The sequence below is a fragment of the Desulfocurvus sp. DL1XJH-121 genome (assembly GCF_054819825.1).
Genome location: NZ_JBTVWW010000013.1, coordinates 1 through 21,830 on the forward strand (window position 1 = coordinate 1; position 21,830 = coordinate 21,830).

Annotated in this window: 19 protein-coding genes; 8 read left to right on the top strand and 11 right to left on the bottom strand. The window is 67.4% G+C overall.

The annotated features are described in order from the left end of the window. Positions 1-312 precede the first annotated feature (312 nt). Positions 313-1,278, bottom strand: a complete 966-nt coding sequence (locus ACYYG1_RS10385) for a DMT family transporter (protein WP_461210237.1) — start codon at positions 1,276-1,278, stop codon at positions 313-315. 328 nt (positions 1,279-1,606) lie between these two features. Between ACYYG1_RS10385 and ACYYG1_RS10390 the strand changes: the two genes are divergently transcribed. Further along, positions 1,607-2,329, top strand: coding sequence for a FadR/GntR family transcriptional regulator (locus tag ACYYG1_RS10390; RefSeq protein ID WP_461210238.1), 723 nt, complete (start codon positions 1,607-1,609; stop codon positions 2,327-2,329). Positions 2,330-2,470: 141 nt separating this feature from the next. Here the strand turns inward: ACYYG1_RS10390 and ACYYG1_RS10395 are convergent, their stop codons facing one another. From ACYYG1_RS10395 to ACYYG1_RS10440, 10 genes are all read right to left on the bottom strand, one after another. Further along, positions 2,471-3,460, bottom strand: a complete 990-nt coding sequence (locus ACYYG1_RS10395) for an asparaginase (RefSeq protein WP_461210239.1) — start codon at positions 3,458-3,460, stop codon at positions 2,471-2,473. Between the two features lie 29 nt (positions 3,461-3,489). Beyond that, on the bottom strand, positions 3,490-4,752 hold the full coding sequence (locus tag ACYYG1_RS10400; protein ID WP_461210240.1) for a TRAP transporter large permease: 1,263 nt from the start codon (positions 4,750-4,752) through the stop codon (positions 3,490-3,492). Between the two features lie 33 nt (positions 4,753-4,785). Then, positions 4,786-5,253, bottom strand: a complete 468-nt coding sequence (locus ACYYG1_RS10405; RefSeq protein ID WP_461210241.1) for a TRAP transporter small permease — start codon at positions 5,251-5,253, stop codon at positions 4,786-4,788. Between the two features lie 48 nt (positions 5,254-5,301). Next, on the bottom strand, positions 5,302-6,378 hold the full coding sequence (locus tag ACYYG1_RS10410; protein ID WP_461210242.1) for an isocitrate/isopropylmalate dehydrogenase family protein: 1,077 nt from the start codon (positions 6,376-6,378) through the stop codon (positions 5,302-5,304). A 108-nt stretch (positions 6,379-6,486) separates the two neighbouring features. Then, positions 6,487-7,473 (bottom strand): TRAP transporter substrate-binding protein, encoded by a 987-nt coding sequence (locus ACYYG1_RS10415; RefSeq protein WP_461210243.1) that lies wholly within the window; start codon positions 7,471-7,473, stop codon positions 6,487-6,489. Between the two features lie 501 nt (positions 7,474-7,974). Further along, complete coding sequence (locus ACYYG1_RS10420) at positions 7,975-8,745, bottom strand: SAM-dependent methyltransferase (RefSeq protein ID WP_461210244.1); 771 nt, start codon at positions 8,743-8,745, stop codon at positions 7,975-7,977. Positions 8,746-9,016: 271 nt separating this feature from the next. Then, positions 9,017-9,550, bottom strand: coding sequence for a bacterioferritin (locus tag ACYYG1_RS10425; protein WP_461210245.1), 534 nt, complete (start codon positions 9,548-9,550; stop codon positions 9,017-9,019). 107 nt (positions 9,551-9,657) lie between these two features. Further along, positions 9,658-9,885 (bottom strand): DUF2905 domain-containing protein, encoded by a 228-nt coding sequence (locus ACYYG1_RS10430; protein ID WP_461210246.1) that lies wholly within the window; start codon positions 9,883-9,885, stop codon positions 9,658-9,660. Then, the gene (locus ACYYG1_RS10435; protein ID WP_461210247.1) at positions 9,882-10,625 is read right to left on the bottom strand and encodes a sulfite exporter TauE/SafE family protein; all 744 of its coding nucleotides are present in this window, start codon (positions 10,623-10,625) and stop codon (positions 9,882-9,884) included. Before ACYYG1_RS10435 ends, ACYYG1_RS10430 begins: the two co-directional genes overlap by 4 nt. Positions 10,626-10,655: 30 nt before the next feature. Next, the gene (locus tag ACYYG1_RS10440; protein ID WP_461210248.1) at positions 10,656-11,636 is read right to left on the bottom strand and encodes a Smr/MutS family protein; all 981 of its coding nucleotides are present in this window, start codon (positions 11,634-11,636) and stop codon (positions 10,656-10,658) included. Between the two features lie 225 nt (positions 11,637-11,861). Here ACYYG1_RS10440 and ACYYG1_RS10445 point away from each other — a divergent pair, with 225 nt between their 5' ends. From ACYYG1_RS10445 to ACYYG1_RS10475, 7 genes are all read left to right on the top strand, one after another. Next, on the top strand, positions 11,862-13,013 hold the full coding sequence (locus tag ACYYG1_RS10445) for a transporter substrate-binding domain-containing protein (RefSeq protein WP_461210249.1): 1,152 nt from the start codon (positions 11,862-11,864) through the stop codon (positions 13,011-13,013). Between the two features lie 217 nt (positions 13,014-13,230). Next, positions 13,231-14,193: a glucokinase gene (locus ACYYG1_RS10450; protein ID WP_461210250.1), complete on the top strand. Its 963-nt coding sequence runs from the start codon at positions 13,231-13,233 to the stop codon at positions 14,191-14,193. Positions 14,194-14,329: 136 nt separating this feature from the next. Further along, positions 14,330-15,628: a TolC family protein gene (locus tag ACYYG1_RS10455; RefSeq protein WP_461210251.1), complete on the top strand. Its 1,299-nt coding sequence runs from the start codon at positions 14,330-14,332 to the stop codon at positions 15,626-15,628. 249 nt (positions 15,629-15,877) lie between these two features. Then, positions 15,878-17,536, top strand: coding sequence for an ATP-binding cassette domain-containing protein (locus tag ACYYG1_RS10460; protein ID WP_461210252.1), 1,659 nt, complete (start codon positions 15,878-15,880; stop codon positions 17,534-17,536). Continuing rightward, a complete protein-coding gene (locus ACYYG1_RS10465) occupies positions 17,533-19,221 on the top strand; it encodes an ATP-binding cassette domain-containing protein (RefSeq protein WP_461210253.1) in 1,689 nt (562 codons plus the stop codon). Before ACYYG1_RS10460 ends, ACYYG1_RS10465 begins: the two co-directional genes overlap by 4 nt. Next, positions 19,214-20,572 (top strand): HlyD family type I secretion periplasmic adaptor subunit, encoded by a 1,359-nt coding sequence (locus tag ACYYG1_RS10470; protein ID WP_461210254.1) that lies wholly within the window; start codon positions 19,214-19,216, stop codon positions 20,570-20,572. Before ACYYG1_RS10465 ends, ACYYG1_RS10470 begins: the two co-directional genes overlap by 8 nt. 2 nt (positions 20,573-20,574) lie before the next feature. Next, on the top strand, positions 20,575-21,813 hold the full coding sequence (locus ACYYG1_RS10475) for a glycosyltransferase (RefSeq protein WP_461210255.1): 1,239 nt from the start codon (positions 20,575-20,577) through the stop codon (positions 21,811-21,813). Positions 21,814-21,830 lie beyond the last annotated feature (17 nt).

Below are 21,830 nucleotides of genomic sequence, written 5' to 3' on the forward strand. Positions count from 1 at the left end.
TGGAGCGGGCTTTTCGCCCAAGGGGCCACGGTCTGCCGGGACGACCGGGGAGAAGGAAAGCCTCCTTCCCCCCGGCCCCTTTGCCATTTCACCCTTATCGTTTGGTCAGGGACAACAGACAAGGGGCCTGGGGGGCTCGCCCCCCGGCCCCTTTGGCGCCTGGTTCAAAAGCGCCCGCTTTTGAATCAGGTGTCTTGCGCAAGCCGAACTTTTCCGCGTGGCGCAAAACCAATGTGGGCAGAGCAGAAATGCAGACAAGGCGGCGGGCATAATGCCCGCCGCCTTGTCTGCTGTGAAATTGGTTGTCCGTCCCTACCCCGCCGTCTCCCTGACCAGCTTCGGCTTCACCACCCGTGTGGCCAGGACGATCCCGCCGATGATCCCGACCCCGCCCATCAGGTGATACCAGCCCACGGTCTCGTCCAGGAGGGCCCAGGCCTCCAGTCCGCTGAACAGGGGGATGAGGTAGTAGATCATGCCCGCGCCCGCCGAGCCGATGCGGCTCACGGCCCCGTTCCAGAACATGTAGGCCAGAAGCGACGCCCCGATGCCCACGTAGAGCACGGACCAGGTGATCTGCGGGGTGAAGACGGGCGGGCCGTAGCGCAGGACCTCCCATCCGGCCCAGGGGGCCAGGAGCACCAACCCGATGCCGAACCCGGCGGCCAGGAAGGAGGTGGAGCCGATCTCCTTGGGCTTGGCGCGCACCAGGGTGGAGTAGGACGCGAAACAGGTGGCGGACATGAGCATCCAGATGTCGCCCTGGGCGAAGACCATGCCGGTGAGCCTGTCCAGCTCGCCCCGGGTGATGATCAGCAGCACGCCGCCGACAGCGATGGCCAGGCCCGCGAGCTTGCGCGGGGTGATGGCCTCGCCCAGGAACACGCGCGCCAGCAGGATCATGATGATGGGCGAGGACGTGGCGATGAGGGCCAAGTTCAGGGCCTCGGTGCTGCGTCCGGCGATGTAGATGAAGGTGTTCAGCAGGGTCACGCCGAACAGCGAGGTCAGGGCCAGGTAGGGCAGGTGCCGCGCCAGGGCGCGGCGGTCGCGCCACACCGCGCGGGCCGCGAAGGGCGCCAGGCAGGCCAGGGCCAGGGTCCAGCGAAGGAAGGATAGGGTGGCGGGCTGGATGGCCTGCCCCAGGCCGCGCGCGATGATGAAGTTCCCGGACCAGATGAGGGTGGCCAGCAGGGACAGGAGCGCGCCCACGATCATGGCGTTGGACGAGGCGAGGCCGCGCGCCTCGGGGCGCGGCGCGGAAGCTGTGGTCGGCACGGTGAACCTTCTTGTACAGAGTGGTAAGAACGGGGCATTGGCACAGCCGGGCGGGGATGTCCAGCGTTTGCGCCGCCCATTTTCGACTCGGCGGACCGGGGGAGGGGGGATTTCCCGGCCGCGCCAGGAACCACGGGCCTTCCCGGCAAAATCATTGACATGACAGGAGATAGGGTGTAATATAATTTAGTTAAAGATATTGATTGCTTGCATGAAAAACAGGCGTTGTTTTTCGGCTTCTCTTCCGCCCTGGCTTTTCCGGGCGGCAACCGGTCGGGCGACGCACCGGCCGAGACACCCCGCACCGCAACCCAGGACACGATTCCATATGGCGCTTCCACGCAAACCCTCCCCCTTCACCGGGAATTCCCTGACCACTCCCCTGCAGCAGGATTCCGTGGTCCTTCTGGTCATCGAGCGCATCAAGAAGGCGCTCATCAACGACGAGTTGAAGCCCGGGGACTACCTGCCGTCGGAGACGGAGCTGACCCGCAACCTGGGCGTGGGCAAGTCCAGCGTGCGCGAGGCCATCAAGATGCTCCAGGCCATGGGCATCCTGGAGGTGCGCCGGGGCCAGGGCACCAGGATCCGCGAGCATCCCAGCGAGGACGCCCTGAACTCCATGGTCTTCCAGATTATCCTGGCCAAGGGCGTGACCAAGGACATGCTCGACCTGCGCAAGATGTTCGAGCCCGCGTACACGGCCATGGCCATCCAGCGCGCCACCGACGAGGACATCAGGCGCATCCGCAAGGCCGTGGACGACATGGAGCAGGCCCTGAACTCCAAGGTCCACGACTCCAACTACGACCTGGCCTTCCACCTGGCCGTGCTGCATTCCACGCACAACCCCCTGGTCATCCGCATCGGCGAGACCATGATGGAATTGTTCGACGCCTCCATAGAGACGTCCATGCGCACTTTGCCCGACGTGGCCCTCAAGGATCACAAGGCGATCCTCGCGGCCATTGAGAACAGGGACGAAGCCGCGGCGCGCGAGGCCATCCGCGTGAGCTCCACGAGCTGGGAGACGGTCCTGACCTACAAGTAGGCCCCGCCGGGCTCTGCCGGGTTCTGGCCGGCCAGGACGCGCCGGACGCTATGAAAAAAGAATCCAGGCCGCTTGCGTACTGCACGCAAGCGGCCTGGATTCTTTGCGCCCATGAGGAGGCTGGAATAGTGTGGGGGCCCGCTAGGAGGCGAAGGCCGCGTCGATCTCGGCGGGGGCGGTCCGGCCGGCGGCCAGGAGCACCATCAGTTTGATGCGCGCCTTGGAGCTGGGATAGTCGTGGCCCATGACCACGCCCCGGGACACGAGATCCTTGACCCCGCCGCCGAAGTCGTAGACCGGGTGCACGCACCCCTCGCCGCAGGCGCTGGTGACCACCATGGGCAGGCCCTTGTCCAGGGCGTACTGCACGTCGTCCATCCACGCGGGGGGCACATGCCCCCGGCCCAACCCGTCCAGGATGATGCCCCGGGAGCCGTCGTCCGCCAGAAGGCGCACCACGGCCCCGTCGGCGCCCAGCCCGGCCCGGACCACGTCCACCCGGGGCGGCGCGGCGTCCAACTCGTAGTGCTCGCGCGTCGCGGGGCGCTGCTGGATGTAGCATGTGCCCTTGTCCACGAAGCCCAGCTGCCCCCGGCCCGGGGACGTGAAGGCGTGGATGTTGAAGGCGTGGACCTTGCGCACGTGCCTGGCCGAGTAGACCCCTTCGTTGAAGACCAGCAGCACGCCCAGGCCCCGGCAGGCCGGGCAGGCCGCCGCGACGATGGAATCGCGGATGTTGGTGTAGGCGTCGGTGCCTTCCTCGCCGGGGGTGCGCTGGGCCCCGGTGAAGACCACGGGCTTTTCCGCGCCGAGCACGAGATCCATGAAATAGGAGGATTCCTCCAGGGTGTCCGTGCCGTGGGTGACCACGGCGCCCAAGACCTCGGGGTCGGCCAGGGTCTCGCGCAGTCTGTCGCGCAGCACCAGGAGCTTGTCGCAATCCATGGCGTTGCTCGGCACCTGGAACACGGAGCGGGCCTCGATGACGAGGCTCTCGTCCATGTCCGGGCCGAGGCGCTCGCGGTCCACGAGCTGTTCGCCGGGCATGGCCCCGGACGTGTACAGGCCCGAGGCCTTGTTCTTGATGCTGGCGATGGTGCCGCCGGTGGTGAGAACTACGACTTTCTTCATGATGTATTTCCACTCCGCGCAAAGGGACGTTAGAGGAACAGCGTCAGCAGGCTGGGGACGAAGGCGAAGAGCACCAGCATCACCAGGTAGACCAGGAAATAGGGGATGATGTCCTTGACCACCTTTTCCAACCGCTCGTCGGCTATGTTGCAGGCGATGAACAGGTTCAGCCCCACCGGCGGGGTGAACTGGCCCACGGACAGGGCGATGATGGTGAACACGCCGAAATAGATGGGATTGATGTGCATGGCGTCGACCACGCCCATGATGGTGGGCACGAAGAGCACCAGGGCGGCCACGTTGTCCAGGAACGTGCCGATGACCAGCAGCATGGCCATGATGAGCAGCATGATCACGGTCTGGCTGTCGGAGAAGCCCATGAGCATGGACGCGAAATGCTGGGGCACCCGCTCGGCGGTGATGATGTAGCCGAAGAGGTTGGCCGTGCCCATGAGGAACATGACCAGGGCGGCGTTCTCAGCCGTGTTCTTGAGGATGTTGTACAGGGACTTGAGATTCAGGGTCCGGTAGACGAAGCCGCCCACGATCACGCCGTAGAGGCAGGCCACGGCGGCGGATTCCGTGGCCGTGAACATCCCCGAATAGATGCCGCCCAGGATGATGATGGGCATGAGCAGGGCCAGGCTGCTGTCCTTGACGATGCCCATGCGGCCGCTCCTGCCCACGGTCTCCTCGCGCATGAAGCCTTTCTTCTTGGCGATCACGTAGTTGAGGACGATCAGGGCCACGGAGATGAGGATGCCCGGCAGGATGCCGCAGATGAACATGTTGCCGATGGACACGCCCGCGATGACGCCGAAGACCACCATGGTCAGGCTGGGCGGGATGATCAGGCCCAGGGCGCCCGAGGCCGCCACCACCGAGGCGGAATAGGACTTGCTGTAGCCCCGCTTGGTCATGGACGGGATCATGATGGAGCCGATGGCCGCCGTGGTGGCCGGGGCCGAGCCGGAGATGGCCCCGAAGAACGCCGACGCGCCCGTGGTGATGTGGGCCAGCCCGCCCGGGAAGCGCCCCACCATGAGCGAGGCCAGGGCCACCAGCTTGTCCGAGATCTTGGCCTCGGCCATGATGTTCCCGGCCAGCAGGAACAGGGGGATGGCCATGAACGGGAAGCTGTTGACCCCGTTGAAGACCTTCTGGGGCAGGATCAGGAACGGGATGTGGCTGCAGAAATGGATGGCCGTGAGCGACGCCACGCCCAGGGAGATGGCGATGGGCACGCCGATGACCACGAACAGGAAGAAGCAGATGAAAAGTATGGAAACCATGTCGCTATCCCATGGGGGGCCGCAGGCCCCGGTCTATGCGTTTTCTTCGGCGCGGTCCCGGAGCATGTGCTCGACGACGTAGAGAATGGAGACCGCCGCGCACAGGGGAATGGAGAAGACCACGTATCCCAGGGGGATGCCCGTTGACGGGGACATCTGCATCATGGACCGCAGGGTCAGCTTCCAGCCGTTGATGAGCAGCACGACGAAGAAGAAGAGCATCACGCTGTAGCTGAGTTTGCGCACGGCCCAGGCCATGCGCGCGGGCAACAGCGCGCCCAGGGCGTCCACGGCGATGTGGGTCTTGTTGCGCACGGCGATGGTGCAGCCGAGCATGACCACGTAGACCATGGCGTAGATCGACAGCTCCTGGGTCTCGGACAGCGGGTGGTTCAGCACGTAGCGGAAGAAGACCTGCACGATGACCAGGACGGTCATGAACCCCAGGGCGATGGCCGACAGGTTGCGGATCAGTTCGTTGAGGCGTTCAAGTATCTTCATGACTTTTCCTTGCTCCGCGCCCCCCTGTGGAGGGCGCGGAGTCCTGAATTAATCCTCGAGCAGCGCGTCGCGCACGGCGTCGCCCATCTGGTCGGTGCGGTGGGTGCCGCCCATGTCCTTGGTGCGCACCTCGCCCCTGGCCAGGACCTTGGCCACGGCGTCGCCGATGCCCTGGGCGGCTTCCTTCTCGCCCGCGAAGTCCAGGAGCATGCGCGCGGACTCGATGCTGGCGATGGGGTTGACCACGCGCTTGCCCGTGTACTTGGGCGCGGAGCCGTGGATGGGCTCGAACATGGACGGGTAGTCGCCCTCGGGGTTGATGTTGCCGCCCGCGGCGAAGCCCATGCCGCCCTGGAGCATGGAGCCCAGGTCGGTGATGATGTCGCCGAACAGGTTGGAGGAGACGATGACGTCGAACCAGCCCGGGGTCTTGACCATCCACATGGTCAGGGCGTCCACCAGGGCCTTGTCCCTGGTGATGCCGGGGTGGGCGTCGGCCGCCTCGTTGTAGATCTTGTCCCAGAAGACCATGGAATAGTTCAGGGCGTTGGACTTGGTGCAGTTGGTGACCATGCCCTTGTAGCCCGCCTTCTTGCGCTCCTCGGCCAGGTCGAAGGCGTAGTTCATGACGCGCTCGCAGCCCTGGCGGGAGAAGATGGCGTTCTGCATGGCGAAGCCGTCGGGCTCGTCGATGTTGAAGAAGGCCCCGGTTCCGCTGTACTCGCCCTCGTTGTTCTCGCGCACCACCATGAAGTCCACGCTCTCTGGGGTGGCCGTGGCGATAGGCGTCTTCACGCCGGGGTAGAGCTTGATGGGCCTGAGGTTGACGTACTGCTTGAAGCCCTTGCGGATGGCCAGGAGCAGGGTCAGGGAAATGTGGTCCGGGACCTTGGATTCGTCGCCCACGCAGCCCAGGAAGATGGTGTCGAAGCCCTTGAGGGTCTGAAGGCCGTCCTCGGGCATCATGCAGCCGTTTTTCAGGTAGTGGTCGCAACCCCAGTCCAGGCGCGTGGTCTTGATCTCGAATCCGTATTTGTCCGCGGCCGCGGCGAGGATTTTTTCCGCCTCGTCGCAGATCTCGTTGCCCACCCCGTCCCCGGGGATGACGGCTATGTTGTGCAGCATGAACTGTCCTTTCAATGTGTCTCGTTGTTCTTGGTAGGCGAGGGGACGGAGCGGACTCCGCCCCCTTCGCCCGTGGGGGAAGCCAGGAAGGTCGGGAGAGTCGTTCCCCTAGTTCCCGAGTGTCTTCTGGATCTTTTCGATGATCGCGCCGTTCAGCTTCTTCTTGAACTTCTCGATCACGGGCTTGACCTTGGCGCGGAAGGGGGCCTTGTCGGGGTCCAGGATCTGCATGCCGTTGGCGGCCACCTGCTTCCACTGCTCCTTCTCCAGGTCGTCCACCATCTTGGTGTGCACGGGGCCCATCTCCCTGGCGGTGTCCAGGATGGCCTTCTGGTAGGTCTCGGGCATGCTGTCGAGCAGGGCCTTGCTCATGATCAGCGGGGAGGACAGGTGGATGTGGTAGGTGCGCGACACGTACTTCTGCACTTCATAGAACTTCTGGGTCAGGATGTGGGCCGGGGGGTTCTCCTGGCCGTCCACGGTGCCCAGCTGCAGGGCGGTGTACAGCTCGCCGAAGGAGATCACGGCCGGGCCGGCGCCCAGGGCCTTGAAGGTGTCCACGAAGACTTCGCCCTCGGGGACGCGGATCTTGAGGCCCTTCAAGTCGTCGGGGCTGTTGATGGGGCGCTTGTTGTTGGTGATGGAGCGCATGCCGTTCTCCCACCAGCCGATGACCACGGCGCCGTGGGGCTCGAGTTCCTTGGCCAGCTCGTCGCCGATGGGGTCGTCCAGGACCTTGCGCACGTCGCCGTTATCGTTGAACAGGAAGGGCAGGTTCAGGATGCCCATGTCCGGCACCCAGTTGGAGAGCACGGTGTCGGAGGTCAGCACCATGTCCACGGTGCCCATCATGCAGCCTTCCACGGCCTCCAGCTGCTTGCCCAGCTGGTCGGCGGGGTAGACCTCGACCTTGACGTGCCCGCCGGTCTTCTTGGCGACCTCGTCGGCGAACATGGTGCAGATCTTCTGATAATGGTGGGTGGGAGCGCCGGTGTGGCCCATCTTGATGACGAAGTCCTCGGCCGCCATAGCGCCCTTGCAGACACCAAGAGCCATTATGGCAACGGCAATGAACGTGATGAAGGATTTTCTCATGGGGTGACTCCTCTCTGAAAGGGTTGCGTCTTTCCGTGCCGCCGTTTCCGAACCGTTGATGCATACTGGAAGACCCCAAAATGCAAGGGGTTTCCAGTGCCCGACCTCTGACGAAGTACTTAAGACTCTAGGGTATGGTAGGTCAGACGTCAATATGTAAGTCGGCAGACATCATATGTTTGCAAAACGCTGATTAACAAATTTGTTTACAATGAGGGCGTGTTGCTGCTGCTCAAATAACATTTCCCACAAAATAATGCGAAAATTTAAACAATAATGGAATATAAATATTTTGCCGTCAGAGGGGGAGGGTGGGGGCGGCGCCTGGGCGCAGCCCTGCAATGGGGCGCGCGTGAAGCAAGGGCAATGCATTGGCGTCCGCCGGATACGCCCGAGAGAAGGAACCGCAAGGCGTCGGAGCCGGCCATCGGCGCTGGGCGCGCAGGCGGTGGGGATGTGAAAAAGGCGGCGGGCCCTAGGCCCGCCGCCGGTGATTCGCGTCTATTCGGGTTTGTGCGCGATGACGTAGCCGAAGCTCGTCCAGCGCCCGTTGTCCTCGGCCAGGGTCCTGGGGTCCCCGTCGGGGTCCTGCTTGCAGAAGGGATCGTGTTCGGCGAACTCCAGCCACCAGGCCCGGGCGTCGGGCGCGTAGCCGCTGTCCACGATTTGGAATCCCGCGCGCTCCACGTCGGCCACTGTGGCGTGGATGTCACGGAAGCATTCCTTCCACGGGAAGTCGCCGCGGGACACGTAGGGCTCCAGGTCCTCGGGCAGGGGCGCGTCGAGGTGCATGGGCTCGCCCAGGCCGAAGACCCCGCCGGGTTTCAAGAGGCGGTGGATCTCCCGCAGGCAGTCCAGGTATCCGGCCTCGCCTTCGAGCCCGCGCACCATTTCCAGGGCGGTGGTGGAGTGCACGAAGTCGAAGGATTGCCCGGCGAAGCCCGTGTGGGGCACGCCGAGCTTCTGGGCCAGCACGGCCCGGGACACGCCCCAGGCCTCGGCGTTGCGCCGCGCGTGCTCGACCATGGGCTCGCCGTCCATGCGGTCGTCCCAGGGGTCGATGCCCACGATGTCCAGGCCGTATTCCCTGGCCAGGAAGCAGGTCTGGATGCCCCGGTTGCAGCCCACGTCCAAGAGGCGCGCCCCGGCCGTGAGGCCCATCTTCTGGGCCATGAAGTCGGAAAGGCGCAGCCCGCCCGGGCCGCTGCACTGGGCGTAGATCAGGTCCAGGTCGGTGTACCTGGCCGATTTGGTATAGTCGATGTTCGTCATTGGACGGCTCCTGTAAGGTTTTGACTGTGTCGGATGGGGCGCGCACGCGCCCGTCCTCTGTCACACAGGATGTCCTCCGTCCGCTCGGCTCTGGTCCGTCGGCGGACGGATTACGCCGCTATTCTCTTTTTCATGCAACCCTCGTTGATGTCCGGCGGGCGGATGCCGCCGCGCCATGGGTGCGGAATGCCTAGCAGCTCGGGCGTGTTGGGGCAACAAAAAGGCCGCCCCGTCTCCGGAGCGGCCTTGCGGTCCTGGTCGCGTGCGTGCGCTATTCCCCGCCCTGGAGCACGAAGCCCTTGGTGCTTCCGCCCGTGGAGGCCGAGGTGCCCGCGATCTTGGAGAGGTAGGTGGCCCCCAGGTTCTGGATGTGGCCGCTGGTGTTGTCGAAGTGGTTGAAGTGGGCCTGCTCCTCGTCGATGATGGCTTCGAAGAGCTTCACGCTCACGTTGTCGCCCATGTCCCGACAGGTCTGCAGGAATTGGTTGTAGGCGTCGATGGTGTCGTCCTCCAGGCCGGAATCGAAGGTGAAGATGACCTCCACGGCCTGGCCCTTGACCACGCCGCCCGCCGGGTCGGTGGTGGGCTCGCCGCCCAGCTCCTTGATGCGCTCGGCGAATTGCTCGGCGTGGCGCATCTCGTCGATGGCGATGAGCTTCATGTCCCGGGCCAGCTCGCCGTAGTCCATGTCGTCCAGGGCGTAGTGCTGGTTCATGTACTGGGTGATGGCCTGGAGCTCCATGGCCCGGGCCTGGTTGAGGACTTCGATGACCTTCTGCCTGCGCTGCTCCTTGTCGTTGGGCATTGGCGTCTCCTCTGGTTTATGGCCCCTGCGGGCCGCGTTCTTGGAGTATGGAATATCCACTATTAAGAACGCTTATGAACAAGTCAACCAATGCCCCGGGGGCGGGCCTATTTCCGCAGCAGCCAGAGGATCAGGGAGACCACGGCGCTGACCAGGATGCAGGTGGTCAGGGGAAAGGAGAAGCGCAGGCCCGGGCGCTGGATGGTGATGTCCCCGGGCAGGCGGCCCAGGGGCAGGCGGGACAGGGGCAGCTTGTCCCAGAACATCACGGCCAGGCCCAGGGCGGCGATGGCCAGGCCCAGGATGACGAGGGTTTTGCCGAATTGCGGGTTCATGCCCAGCCTCCCGCGTAGCCCAGGACGCATTTGCCCAGAAGCATCACGCCCAAGGCCAGGATCAGGCCCAGGAACAGCCTGCGGTAGCCGCCCTCGCCCATGCGCACGTAGGCCAGCCTCCCGGCCCAGGTTCCGGCCAGCAGCGTGGGCAGGCACCACAGGGTCAGGTTCTGCACCTGGCCGGTGAGCAGGCCGTCGGCGGCCTGGACCGCGAGCACGCCCAGGCCCGTGGTGAAGAAGAAGGCCGCGATGGTGCCCTTGACCAGATCCTTGGTCCAAGGCTGTAGGGACACGTAGACCAGGATGGGCGGGCCCTGGGAGTTCAGCGCCCCGCCCAGGATGCCCCCGATGAACCCGGCCAGGCCCTTGCCCGCGGTGTTCACGGCGCGCGCGGTAGGGCGGGCGTACATCTGATACAGGGAGTGGAAGATCAGCACCGCGCCCAGGCAGCCCTGGAGCAGGCGCACGTCCAGCCAGGACAAGAGCCACACGCCCACGGGGATGCCGGGCAGGGAGAACAGGGTCATGGGCAGCACGCTGGCGCGCCAGTCCGCGTGCCAGCGGTGCTGGAACAGGACCACGGTGTTCAGGACCTGGCCCAGGATGACCAGGGTGCTCACGGCCACGGGAAAGTCCAGGAGCAGCGAGCACAGGGGCAGGGAAAAGAAGGTGAACCCGAAGCCCACGGCGCTCTGGATGAAGGAGCCGGCCAGCACGATGCAGGCCACGACGAGGGTCACGGCCCGGTCCTCGGGATGGGCGGGGGGGCGCTAGACAAGGTCGGACCAGTCCTTGGGCAGCCGGTCCCACTGCACCTTGCCCAGGGATTTCTTGAATTTGCGTAGCAGCACGTACAGGGCGCCCGCGCCCCCGTCCCGGGGCTGGGCCGTGACGAAGGCCAGGACCACGCGGCGCAGGGGGTCGCGCGTCAGCCAGGCCTGCACCTCGTCGCGCAGGACGCCCCGGCCGTCCGGGGAGTTCTTGCCCCGGCCCGTGACCAGCAGCAGGTGCCGCTTGCCCATGATGTAGGAGGCGCGCACGAAATCCACCACGGCCAGCAGCGCCTGGTCCGAGGTCATGCCGTGCAGGTCCAGGTGGGCCTCGGTGCTGTAGGCCCCGGCGCGCAGCTTGTTGAACAGCTTGGGGTCCAGGCCCAGCACGTGGCCGTGCTGGTATTCGTCGGTGAATTCCAGCTGGAATTCCACGTCCCCGCGCACCAGGTCGCGCAGATGCTCCCGGGCCAGGGCGTCGGGGTCCTTGGCCTTGGGCGGCGCGGGGGGCTCGGTCGCCTTGGGCAGGTCGCGGCCCTTGCCGTCCATGGGCGCGACCCCGTCCATGGCCGAGAAAAAGGCCTCGGCGTCCTCCTCGTCCAGGGGGGCGGGGGGCGTTGGGGCCTCGGGCCGGGGAGGGGCCTGCTTGGCGGGGGCCGTTTCCCGGAGCGGGGCCGCGGCTTCCTCGGCGCGCCGCTTCTCGTCCTCCTCCAGCAGTTCGCCGAAGGGCCGGTGCTCCAGGGGGGCGGCCTTTGCCTTCGCCTTGCCCGGGGCCGGGCTCGCGGCCCTGGACCGTTCGCCCATGGCCCGCAGGAACAGCGCGTCCTCCTCGGCGAACTGGTCGCCGTAGGGGTTCTGGGCCGGTTCCGGGGGCGGCTTGGGCGCGGCCTTCCGGGGCCTGCCCGGGCGCTCGTCCGCGTCGGGCAGCTTCAGCCCGGAGCGCTGGAGTTTCTTGAAGGGATTGTTGAATTCGTCGTGCATGGTGTCCTTCCGGGTGAAATAGTATGCGCGACCCGGGCGGTGTCAAGGCCGGGCCTCGCCGGCGGCCTTCACGGCTCCGCCCGGTGGTGCTATGCTGGGACCGGACCCCGGCGGATTTCGCCAAAGTAAAGATTTCCGGCCCGTTGGCCGAAGGGAAGAAGGAGGCGGATGGTCCGCCGGGCCCGACAACCGAACCAGCAACCCGGGCGCAGCACGGGGGAGTCGATGATGCAACGAATTTTTTCCGGCCTTGCGGCCGTCCTGCTCGCGGCGGCGGTCCTGGCCCCGGCGTGCGCCTCGGCCGCGTCCGCGGACCGCAAGGTGATCTTCGCCTTCGACCGCAAGTTCATCCCCCTGTCCTACGTGCGCAACGCCGTGCCCACGGGGTTCGAGGTGGAGATCCTGGAGGCCCTGCTCAAGGGCACGGGCCTGGGCATCGACTACAAGCCCTCGCGCGACTGGAGCCGGGCCCAGGCCGAGCTGTCCGGCGGCATCGTGCAGGTGGCCTCGGGCATGACCAGGACCGACCTGCGCGAACAGCTGTTCCTGTTCCCGGACACGCCCACCCTGACCCTGGATCTGCGCTTTTTCGTGAACCGCATCTCCAAGTTCAGGAGCGTGGGCGAGATCAGGGGCCAGACCGTGGCCGCCATCCGCGACTCCCTGTACCAGCGCCTGCTGCAGGACTTCGGGGGCATCAAGATCAAGCTCTACGAGACCGGCGAGGAGGCCCTGGACGCCGTGGTGGCCGGGGACGCCCAGGCCTATTTCGGTGCCGAGAAGATCGCCCGGGACATCATCGCCCGCAAGAACCTGCAGAACCTCCAGATTTTGGGGCCGGTGGTGCGCTCCGTGCCCGTGTATTTCGCCCTCTACAAGGGCGAGAAGCAGCTCAGGGACCTCCTGGGCAGGCGGCTGCGGGAGCTCATGGCCACGGGCGAGTATGACCGCATCTACCGCAAATGGTTCGTGCCCGAGCTGAGCAGCGCCGAGATGAAGGACTTCGTGGGCAAGGCCATGAAGAACCTGCCCATGGCCTACGCCCCGCATTCCCAGAAGCCCGAGGCGGCGGCCGTGCTGACCCGGGGCGGCCTGGTCTACCTGGGCGCGTCCGTGGACAGCGCCTTGGGCCAGGGCGTCCCGGCCCTGGAGATGGCCCTGTCCAAGGCCGTGGACGCCGGGGATCTGGCCGTGCGCGCGGTGGTGCGCGTCAACGCGGCCGGTCGGGTGCTGCCGCCCTCGGCCAGGGAGCGGGAACTGCTCTGGGAGTTCGGGCGCGGGGTGCTGGCCCTCATGGAGTTGAACAAGGGCGAGTACGAGGCCTGGTCGCTGTCCCGGCTTTTGCCGCTGCCCGCCGGGGTGCCCGGAGTCGACTAGCAGATCGTTGAAAAACAGCGATCTGCTTCGTTGCTGCGAAAATGCAAAACCTCGCGTATTGGGATACGCTTCGGTCTTGCATTTCCCTTGCGCCTTGCATCTCACTATTTATGAACGATCCGCGAGCCGTCGGCGTTTGCGGCGGGTTGACTGTTTTTTGCGTCCGTAGCGTGGTATTCTGAGCGGCATGCGGGAAGGAATCAGGGGGAAAGGGGCCATGCAGCGCATCCTGGCCGCGGACATCGGCGGCACTCACGGCCGTTTCGCGGCTTTTTCCCTGTCCCCGGACGGGGGGCTCGCCATGCTGGACCAGCCCGTGTGGCTGTTTTCGGCCGGGGCCGGCTCCCTGGGGGAGTTGCTCGCCGCCCTGGCCGCCGAGGCCCCGGGCCTGGATCCGCGCCATGCGGACATGGCCGCCCTGGCCGTGGCCGGGCCCGTGCGCGCCAACACCTTCTGCGATCCTCCCAACATCGCCTGGTCCGTGGACCTCTCCGAGGCCCGAATCGAATACGGCATGGCGCGCCATGTGTTGATCAACGATTTCGCGGCCCAGGCCTTCGCCGTGCGCACGCCGGCCATGGACGGGGCCGTGGAGGTCCTGCCCGGCTCTGCGGACCCGGACGGCAACGTGGCGGTGCTGGGCCCGGGCACGGGCCTGGGCAAGGCCGTTCTGGCCCCGGACGGCCGGGGCGGCTGGGTGGCCCTGTCCACCGAGGGCGGGCATTGCCTGTTCCCGTTCTCCGGGGAGCGCGAGTTCGCGTTCCAGGAGTTCGTGCGCGCCCGCACCGGCCGTGGGCAGGTCATCGGCGACATGGTGGTCTCGGGGGGCGGCCTGTCCGCGCTGCACGCCTTTTTCACGGGGGAGGAGCTGGCCCCGCCCCGGGTGGCCGCGCGCCTGGCGGACGAGCCCGAGGTCCTGGAATGGGCGGCGCGGTTCCTGGGTCGGGCCTGCCGCGAAGCGGCCCTGGAGCACCTGGCAATGGGCGGGGTGGTGGTCAGCGGCGGCGTGGCCGCCCGGGTGCGGGAGTTGACCTCCCACGTGGCCTTTGCGCGGGAATTCCGGTTTTCGGAAACCCATGCCCCGCTTTTGGAGAGAATGCCGGTGCGTCTCAATATTTGCGAGGACGCCGGCCTGTGGGGCGCGGCTTTCGCCGGGGCCCAGGCCCTGCGCCGGGGCTGACCTGCGGGGGTTTTTCCCGGACGATGTAACTGCGGCAGATCATACGGAGAAAATAGCTTGCGCGTTGACAGAAAACGCTTCCGGAGAGTACTATCGGCTTGCGCATCATTCAAAAAAACAGCCCGGGGGGGATGTCGTGAAATCTAAAACAATTTTTCTTGTCGCGATCTTTTGTCTGCTGCTTATCCCGGCTTCGGCCGGGGCCGAAACCCTGTCCGAATTGCTTCCGGAGATGCTTACGAGCCACGAGCGGCTCCAGAGCGCCATGGATACCGAGGAGGCGGGCCTGGAGCGCTACCGGGCCTCGCGCACCGCATGGTATCCCAAGCTGGACCTCACGGGCGACGTGGCCCGCGAGGACACCACCACCAGCAACGTGAAGCGTTCCAAGAGCATGGAGCGCAACATCGAGAAGTTCCGCGCCACCCAGCAGCTGTGGGACTTCGGGGCCACGGACGGGGCCATCAAGAACAGCATGGGCCTTTGGCAGCAGGCCGAATCGTCCAGGACCATGGCCCGGCAGGGGCTGATCCTGGAGGGCGTCTCCGCCTACCTGCAGCTCATCAAGGCCGCCAAGACCCTGGGCTTCGCCCTGCAGTCCGAGGACAACATCAAGAAGCAGACGGGCATCGAGGAATCCCTGGTCAAGAGGGGCGCGGGCCTGTCCTCCGATGTGCTGCAGGCCAAGGCCCAGCTGGCCCAGGCCGCGGCCCTGCGCGTGGTCGACGAGGGGCTTCTGGAGAACGCCCGCAGCCGGTTCAACGCCGTGTTCAGGAAGCTGCCCGACGACGACACGGTCCTCGCCCTGGTCTATCCCCAGGTGCCCTACACCATGCTCCCCGGCACCCTGGACGACGCCATCGTCAAAGCCCTGAGCGACAACCCCAGCATCCACGTGGCCAAGAACCTGGTCACGGCCAGCGAGGGCGCGGTGGACATGGCCGAGTCGAGCTTCTACCCCAGCTTCAACGCCTTCTGGGAATGGTGGCGCAAGGAGAACGACGGCGGCAACCGCATCGTCAAGTGGGAGCAGCGCCTGGGCGTGGAGTTCAGCTACAACCTGTTCAACGGCGGCGGGGACCAGGCCACCCTGCGCGCCTCCAAGCGGGACCGCTCCTCGGCCGTGAATTCGGTCAAGGATGTGGAGCGCACCGTGGAGGAGCAGGTGCGCGTGGCCTGGCAGAATTTGATCACCGCCCGCGCCAAGGCCGAATGGTATCGCAACCAGGCCAACATTTCCGAGGAATTCCTGCGCCTGGCCCGCAAGGAGCGCAAGCTGGGCAACCGCTCGCTCCTGGACGTGCTGCAGGCCGAGGTGGGCCTGAACCAGGCCCGCAGCGGCGCCCTGGGCGCGGAGATCGACCAGATGCTCCAAGTCTACACCCTGCTGCACGCCATGGGCAGGCTGGACCTGGACCTGTTCGCCGCCAAATAGCGGCCCGGGCGGCGCAGACGTGCATGAAGGAACCCGGCGGGCCCGCACGGCGGGTCCGCCGTTTTTTTGCTGCGGCCCGTGGAAAACAAGCCACGCAGGTCGTTCAAAATAGTGAGCTGCAAGGCGCAAGAAAGATTCAAGGCCGAAGCGTACATACTGTGCGTGAGGGTTTGAATTTTTCGCGGCAGCGAAGCAGATTGCTGTTTGTGGGCGGCCTGCGAACCGCGCCCTGATCCGGATTGCCTGCACATGGACGAACTGATTCGCCGCCTCGGGCGGACTCCCTCTCTCGCCGCGGAGGTCGTGCTGGCCACGGCCTGCATCAACGTGTTGGCCCTGGCCGACACGCTGTACGTGATGATCGTGCTCAGGCGCTACATCGCCCACGGCTTCGACGGCACCCTGTTCATCCTCACGGCGGGCGTGCTCGCGGCCCTGGCCCTGCAATGGGCCCTGTCCCGGGCCAGGGGCGTCCTGGCCGACGAGATCGGGCGGGCGCCGGACGAGGAGCTGGGCCGGGAAATCCACGAGGCCCTGGTCCTGGCCGACGCCGGAGCCCTGGACGCCGCGCAGGCCGGGAGCCCCCGGGCTGTGGTGGCGGATCACCAGGAGATCCAGTCGGCCTACGACGCCGTGAACCTCTGCGCCCTGGCCGACGCCCCCTTCGTGGTCCTGTTCGTGGCCGCGACCCTGTTCCTGCATCCGTTGCTGGCCCTTCTGGTGCTCGCGGGCGTGGGCCTGTCCCTGGTTTCGGGGCTTGCATCCGTGCGCGTGGCCGGGCGCGGCGCTGCGGAGTTGTCCGCCCTGGCCGAGACCCACAGGGGCCATGTGCGCGCGGCCTCGCGCGCCGCGGACACCATGCGCGCCTTTCGGGGCGGCGAGACCGGCGGCCGGGCCTGGGCCGACAGGGTGGCGCGGCTGGTGGGGCTCCGCCGGAGCCTGGAGGACGCCAGGGGCCTGTCCCAATCCCTGTCCATGGGCGTGGGCGTGCTCATGCGCGTGGCCGTGTACGCCGTGGGCGCCAAGCTGGTGGTGGAAGGGCGGCTCACCGTGGCGGCCCTCATCGGGGCGGGGTATCTGGCCACCTACGCCCTGCAGCGCACCGAGGCCTTCACCCGGGCCCTGGCCCTGCTGACCCGGGCCCGCGAGGCCCGGGGGCGTCTGGACGGGCTGCTGGCCCTGCCGCGCGAGGCGGGCGGCGAAGCGCCCAAGGATTTCTCGGGGGGGGTGGCCCTCAAGGACGTGGGCTTCGCGTTCGCGGACGCGCCGCCGCTCCTCGGCGGGCTGACCCTGGACTTGGCCCCGGGCGAGACCCTGGTGGTGCAGGGCCGAAACGGCGCGGGCAAGACCACCTTCGTCAGGCTCCTGGCCGGGCTCCTGCGCCCCACGAGCGGCGTGATCGCCGCCGGCGGCGCGGACCTGCGGGCCCTGGACCGGGGCTGGTGGCGCTCGCAGCTCCTGTACATGCCCCAGGAGCCGTTCTTCCTGGCCGGGACCATCCGCGAGAACCTGACCCTGGCGCGGCCGGGCATCGATGCCGGGGAGCTCCGGGACATCCTCGAGGCCTGTGGGCTGCGCGAATTCCTGGACCTTTCGGAAAAGGGCCTGGAGACCCCGCTGGCCGACGCCGGGCGCGGCCTGCCCGTGGGGCTGCGCAAGCGCCTGGCCCTGGCCCGGGCCCTGGCCTCGGGCGGGCGGCTGGCCCTTTTGGACGAGCCCACCGAAGGCCTGGACGCCGAGGGCCGGGCCTGCGTGTACCGGGCCATGAACGCCATGGCCCGGGACGGGCGGGGCATCGTGGTGGTTTCCCGAGACCCGGGCATCGTCAAGGGCGCGACCCGGATTCTGGACCTGTCCGCCAAGGGGGGCGCCGTCCTGCGCAAGGGCGCGGGGGAGGGCGCGGCATGAGGGAATTCTTCCGCCGCCTGTCCTCCCGGCCCTGGGTCACGGCCCAGATGCTGGGGGCCACCTTCTTCGTGAACCTGTTGGGGTTCGCCTCGCCCCTGTTCGTGATGCTCATCCTGGGCCAGTACGTGAACTCCGGGTTCGACGGCACCCTTGTCACCTTGAGCACGGGCATGCTCATCGCCCTGCTCATGCAGGTGGGCTTCCGCCAGGCCCGCCTGCTCATGGCCCGGCTGGTGTCCGAGGCGCCGGACAGGGAGATGGCCGAGGCGGTGTACCGGGTGGTGACCCGCGCGCGGACCATGGCCCTGTTGCGCGTGCCCGACGGCGTGCTGCAGGAGATGGACGGCCACGTGCAGTCCGTGCGGGGGGCCTACGCCCCGCAGAACATCTGTGTGCTCCTGGACGCGCCCTTCGCCCTGTTGTTCGTGGCGGCGACGTTCTGGTTCAGTTCGTCCCTGGCCTGGATCGGCCTGGCGGGCATGGGCCTGACCGTGGCCGCGGGCGCGGCCTCCCTGGCCGCCAACCGCAAGGCCGGCCTGGAACTGCAGCGCGCGTCCATCACGGCCCAGGGCGCGGTGGCCATGGCCCTGGACGGTGCGGACACGGTGCGGGCCTTTGGCGCCGCCGGGTTCCTGCGCGACTCGTGGGGCGAACGGCTGCTGGCCGTGCTCACCCCGCGCCGGACCCTGGCCGCCCTGCGCGGCCGCCAGGGCGTGTCCGTGAGCATCCTGGCCGTGCTGGTGCGGGTGCTGATCTACGCCTGGGGAGCCAAGGAATGCGTGCTGGGCGCGCTGACCTTCGTGGACCTCATCGTGGCCAACATCCTGGTGGGCCGGGGCCTGCGCCAGGCAGCCATGCTGGTGGGCGCCATGGACCAGGTCTCCCGCGCCACCCAGGCCCGGGGAATCCTCAAGGACTTTTTCCGCCTGCCCCTGGAGCCCGCCTCGGGCTCGGCCCTGCGCGGGTACGACGGGCGGCTGGAGTTCAGGGACGTGTCCTTCGGCTTTCCCGGAGGCACGGGCCCGCTGTTCGAATCCTTCGACCTGTCCGTGCCCGCCGGAAGGCTGGTGCTGGTGCACGGGGGCAACGGCGCGGGCAAGACCACCCTGGCCCGGCTGGTGGCCGGGCTGCTGGAGCCCACGCGCGGGGAGATCCTCGCGGGCGGCGTGACCCTGCGCCAGCTGGCGCCGCCCTGGTGGCGGTCGCAGCTGGCCTACGTGCCCCAGGAGCCGGAGTTCTTGCCCGGCACCCTGCGCGAGAACATCCTGCTGGCCAACCCCGACGTCGGGGAGGAGGCCCTCGACCGGGCCGTGCGCCAGGCCGGGCTCGCGCCCTGGGCCGCGTCCTCGCCCCAGGGCCTGGATACCCCGGTGCGCGGGCTGGGCCGCAATCTGCCCCTGGGAGTCAGGCGGCGCGCGGCCCTGGCCCGGGCCCTGCTCACCGAGGTCCGTCTGGCCGTGCTGGACGAGCCTTTCGAGGGCCTGGACGAGGAGGGCGCCGAGGCCGTGCGGACCCTGATCCGCGGCCTCGGGGACCAGGGACGCACGGTGATCGTGCTGTCCCACGATCCCGGGATTATCGAGAACCCACACATCGTCGTGGATCTGGACGTCAAGCCCGTCCCGGCGGTGGCAACGGCGGCGTCCCCCGAGGGCGCGGCCCATGCGGAGCACAGGCATGCGTGACCCCGAGACGCGCGGCGACCACGCCGCCAGGCTGTTGGGCAGGATGGAGAGCTGCATCGCGAACCTGGTCTCCGGGGACGCGGAGGACGGGGCCACGCGCACGGCTCGCCTGTTCGTGCGCCTGACCGGGGCGCTGTTGCTGCTGCTGCTCGTCTGGGCGGCCTTCGGCAGGCTGGACATCGTGAGCACGGCCGGGGGCCAGGTCATCCCCAGCTCCAAGGTCAAGAGCGTGCAGCACCTGGAGGGCGGCATCATCCGCGAGATCAAGGTCCGCGAGGGCGACGCGGTGGCCGCCGGGCAGCCCCTGGTGGTCCTGGAGCGGACCCTGCAGGGGGCCAGCGTGGAGGAGCTGGAGGTGCGCATCACCTCGCTGACCGCCGAAGTGGCCCGGCTGGAGGCCCTGGCCCAGGGCAGGGAACGCTCCGAACTCCCCGAGGGCTTCGAGGCCGCGCATCCGGACCTGGTCCGCGAGAGCATGGACCTCTTCGACACGGCCCGCAGCCGTCTGGAGACGGACCTGGCGGGGCAGCGCGAAAACATTATCCAGCGCCGCCAGGACATCACGGAGATCGAGGCCCGGCTGCGTAACAATTCCAGGGGGCTGAAGCTGGTGCGCGACCAGATCAAGCTCTCCGCCGAACTGTTGCGGGACAACCTGACCACGGAGTTCCAGCATCTGGGCTACCTGCGCGAGGAGTCCTCGCTGTTGAACAAGATAGAGCAGGACCGCGCGGCCCTGCCGCGCGCGCGTTCATCCCTGGCCGAGGCCCAGCGCAAGCTGGAGGGCATCGAGACCCGGTTCCGGGAAGAGGCCAAGGAGGAGCTGCTCAAGCGCCGCCAGGAACTGGACGAGTTCACCCAGCGCATGCGCAAGTATGCGGACACCCTGCAGCGCACGGTGATCCGATCGCCCGTGGACGGGGTGGTCAAGAAGCTCTACTTCGTGACCATCGGCGGCGTGGTGCGGGCCGGGGACATCATCGTGGACGTGGTGCCGTCCTCGGACAGGCTGGTAGTGGAGGCGCACCTGCCCATCTCGGACATCGGCTACGTGCAGGAGGGCCAGAAGGCCGTGGTCAGGCTGGCCTCCAGCGACGCGACGCGCTTCGGCAAGCTGGACGGCCGCGTGATGCACGTCAGCCCGGACACCTTCACCACGCCCGAGGGCGCGACCTACTATTCCGTGCGCATCGAGACCCAGGCCGATTCCTTCCGCCACGGGGACTTCGAGTACAAGCTCATCCCGGGCATGCTGGTCATGGCCTACATCCATACGGGGCGGCGCACCGTGCTGGAATACCTCCTGGACCCCTTCGTCGGTTCCCTGGGCCAGGCCCTGCAGGAGCGTTGACCATGCGCGTACTGCTCATCCATCCCAATTTCCCGGCGCAACTCAGGCACGTGGCCGCGGCCCTGGGGCGCGACGCGGGCAACGTGGTGGTCTTCGCCACCAAGAACCCGCGCCACGAATGGACCATCCCCGGGGTCAGCAAGGTCCTGTTCACCCCGAACGGGGGCAAGGACCTCAAGACCCACAGGCTGGCGGAACCCTTCCATGAGGCCGTGCTCCAGGGCGAGGCCATGCACCGCGTGGCTTACGGCCTCAAGGAGCGGGGCTTCACGCCCGACGTGATCTACGCCAACTCGGGCTGGGGCGCGAGCATGTACCTGCGCGACATCTGGCCCGACGCGCCCCTGATGTGCTATTTCGAATGGTTCTACGACCCCCGGGGCGAGGACTCGCACTTCGCATCGCCGCCCCAGGCCCCCGGGCAGTACGAGCCGCCGTCGCTCTCGCGCACGCGCAACTCCACCATTTTCAACGACCTCTGGGAATGCGACCAGGGGCTGTCGCCCACCCATTGGCAGCGCTCCCAGTTCCCCGAAAACTTCCGGGACAAGATCGCCGTGCTGCACGACGGGGTGGACATGGACTTCTTCTCCCCGCCCAACGGGACGGGCGCGGCGCGGCGCGGCCTGGCCCTGCCCGGCCTGGACCTGACCAAGGCCGAGGAGGTCGTCACCTTCGCCGGGCGCGGCATGGAGCCCTACCGGGGCTTCCCGCAGTTCATGAAGGCCGCGGAGATCCTGCTCAAGGAGCGCCCCGGGCTGCACGTGGTGGTGGCGGGCAACGACCGCGTCTGCTACGGCCCGTGCCGGACCGACGGCAAGACCTGGAAGCAGTTCATGCTGGAGACACTGGACCTGGACACGGACCGCCTGCATTTCGTGGGCTCCCTGCCCTACGGGCTGTACCGGGACCTGCTCCGGGCCACGCACGCGCACGTCTATCTCACGCGGCCCTTCGTGCTGTCCTGGTCCTTCATCGAGGCCATGGCCTGCGGCTGCCCCCTGGCGGCCTCGGACACCTCGCCCGTGCGCGAGGCCGCGACCCACGGGGAGAACGCGCTGCTCTTCGACTTCCACGACGTTCGCGCCCTGGCGGACAGGGTCCGTACGCTCCTGAACGACAGGGCCCTGGCCGCCAGCCTGGGCGCGGCAGCCCGCCGCACGGCGGTGGAGCGCTACGACCTGAAGTCGCTGCTGCCCAGGCATCTGGCGCTGTTGTGGCGCACCGCGTCCCGGGCCTGAGCGGCCCGGCCGGAAAT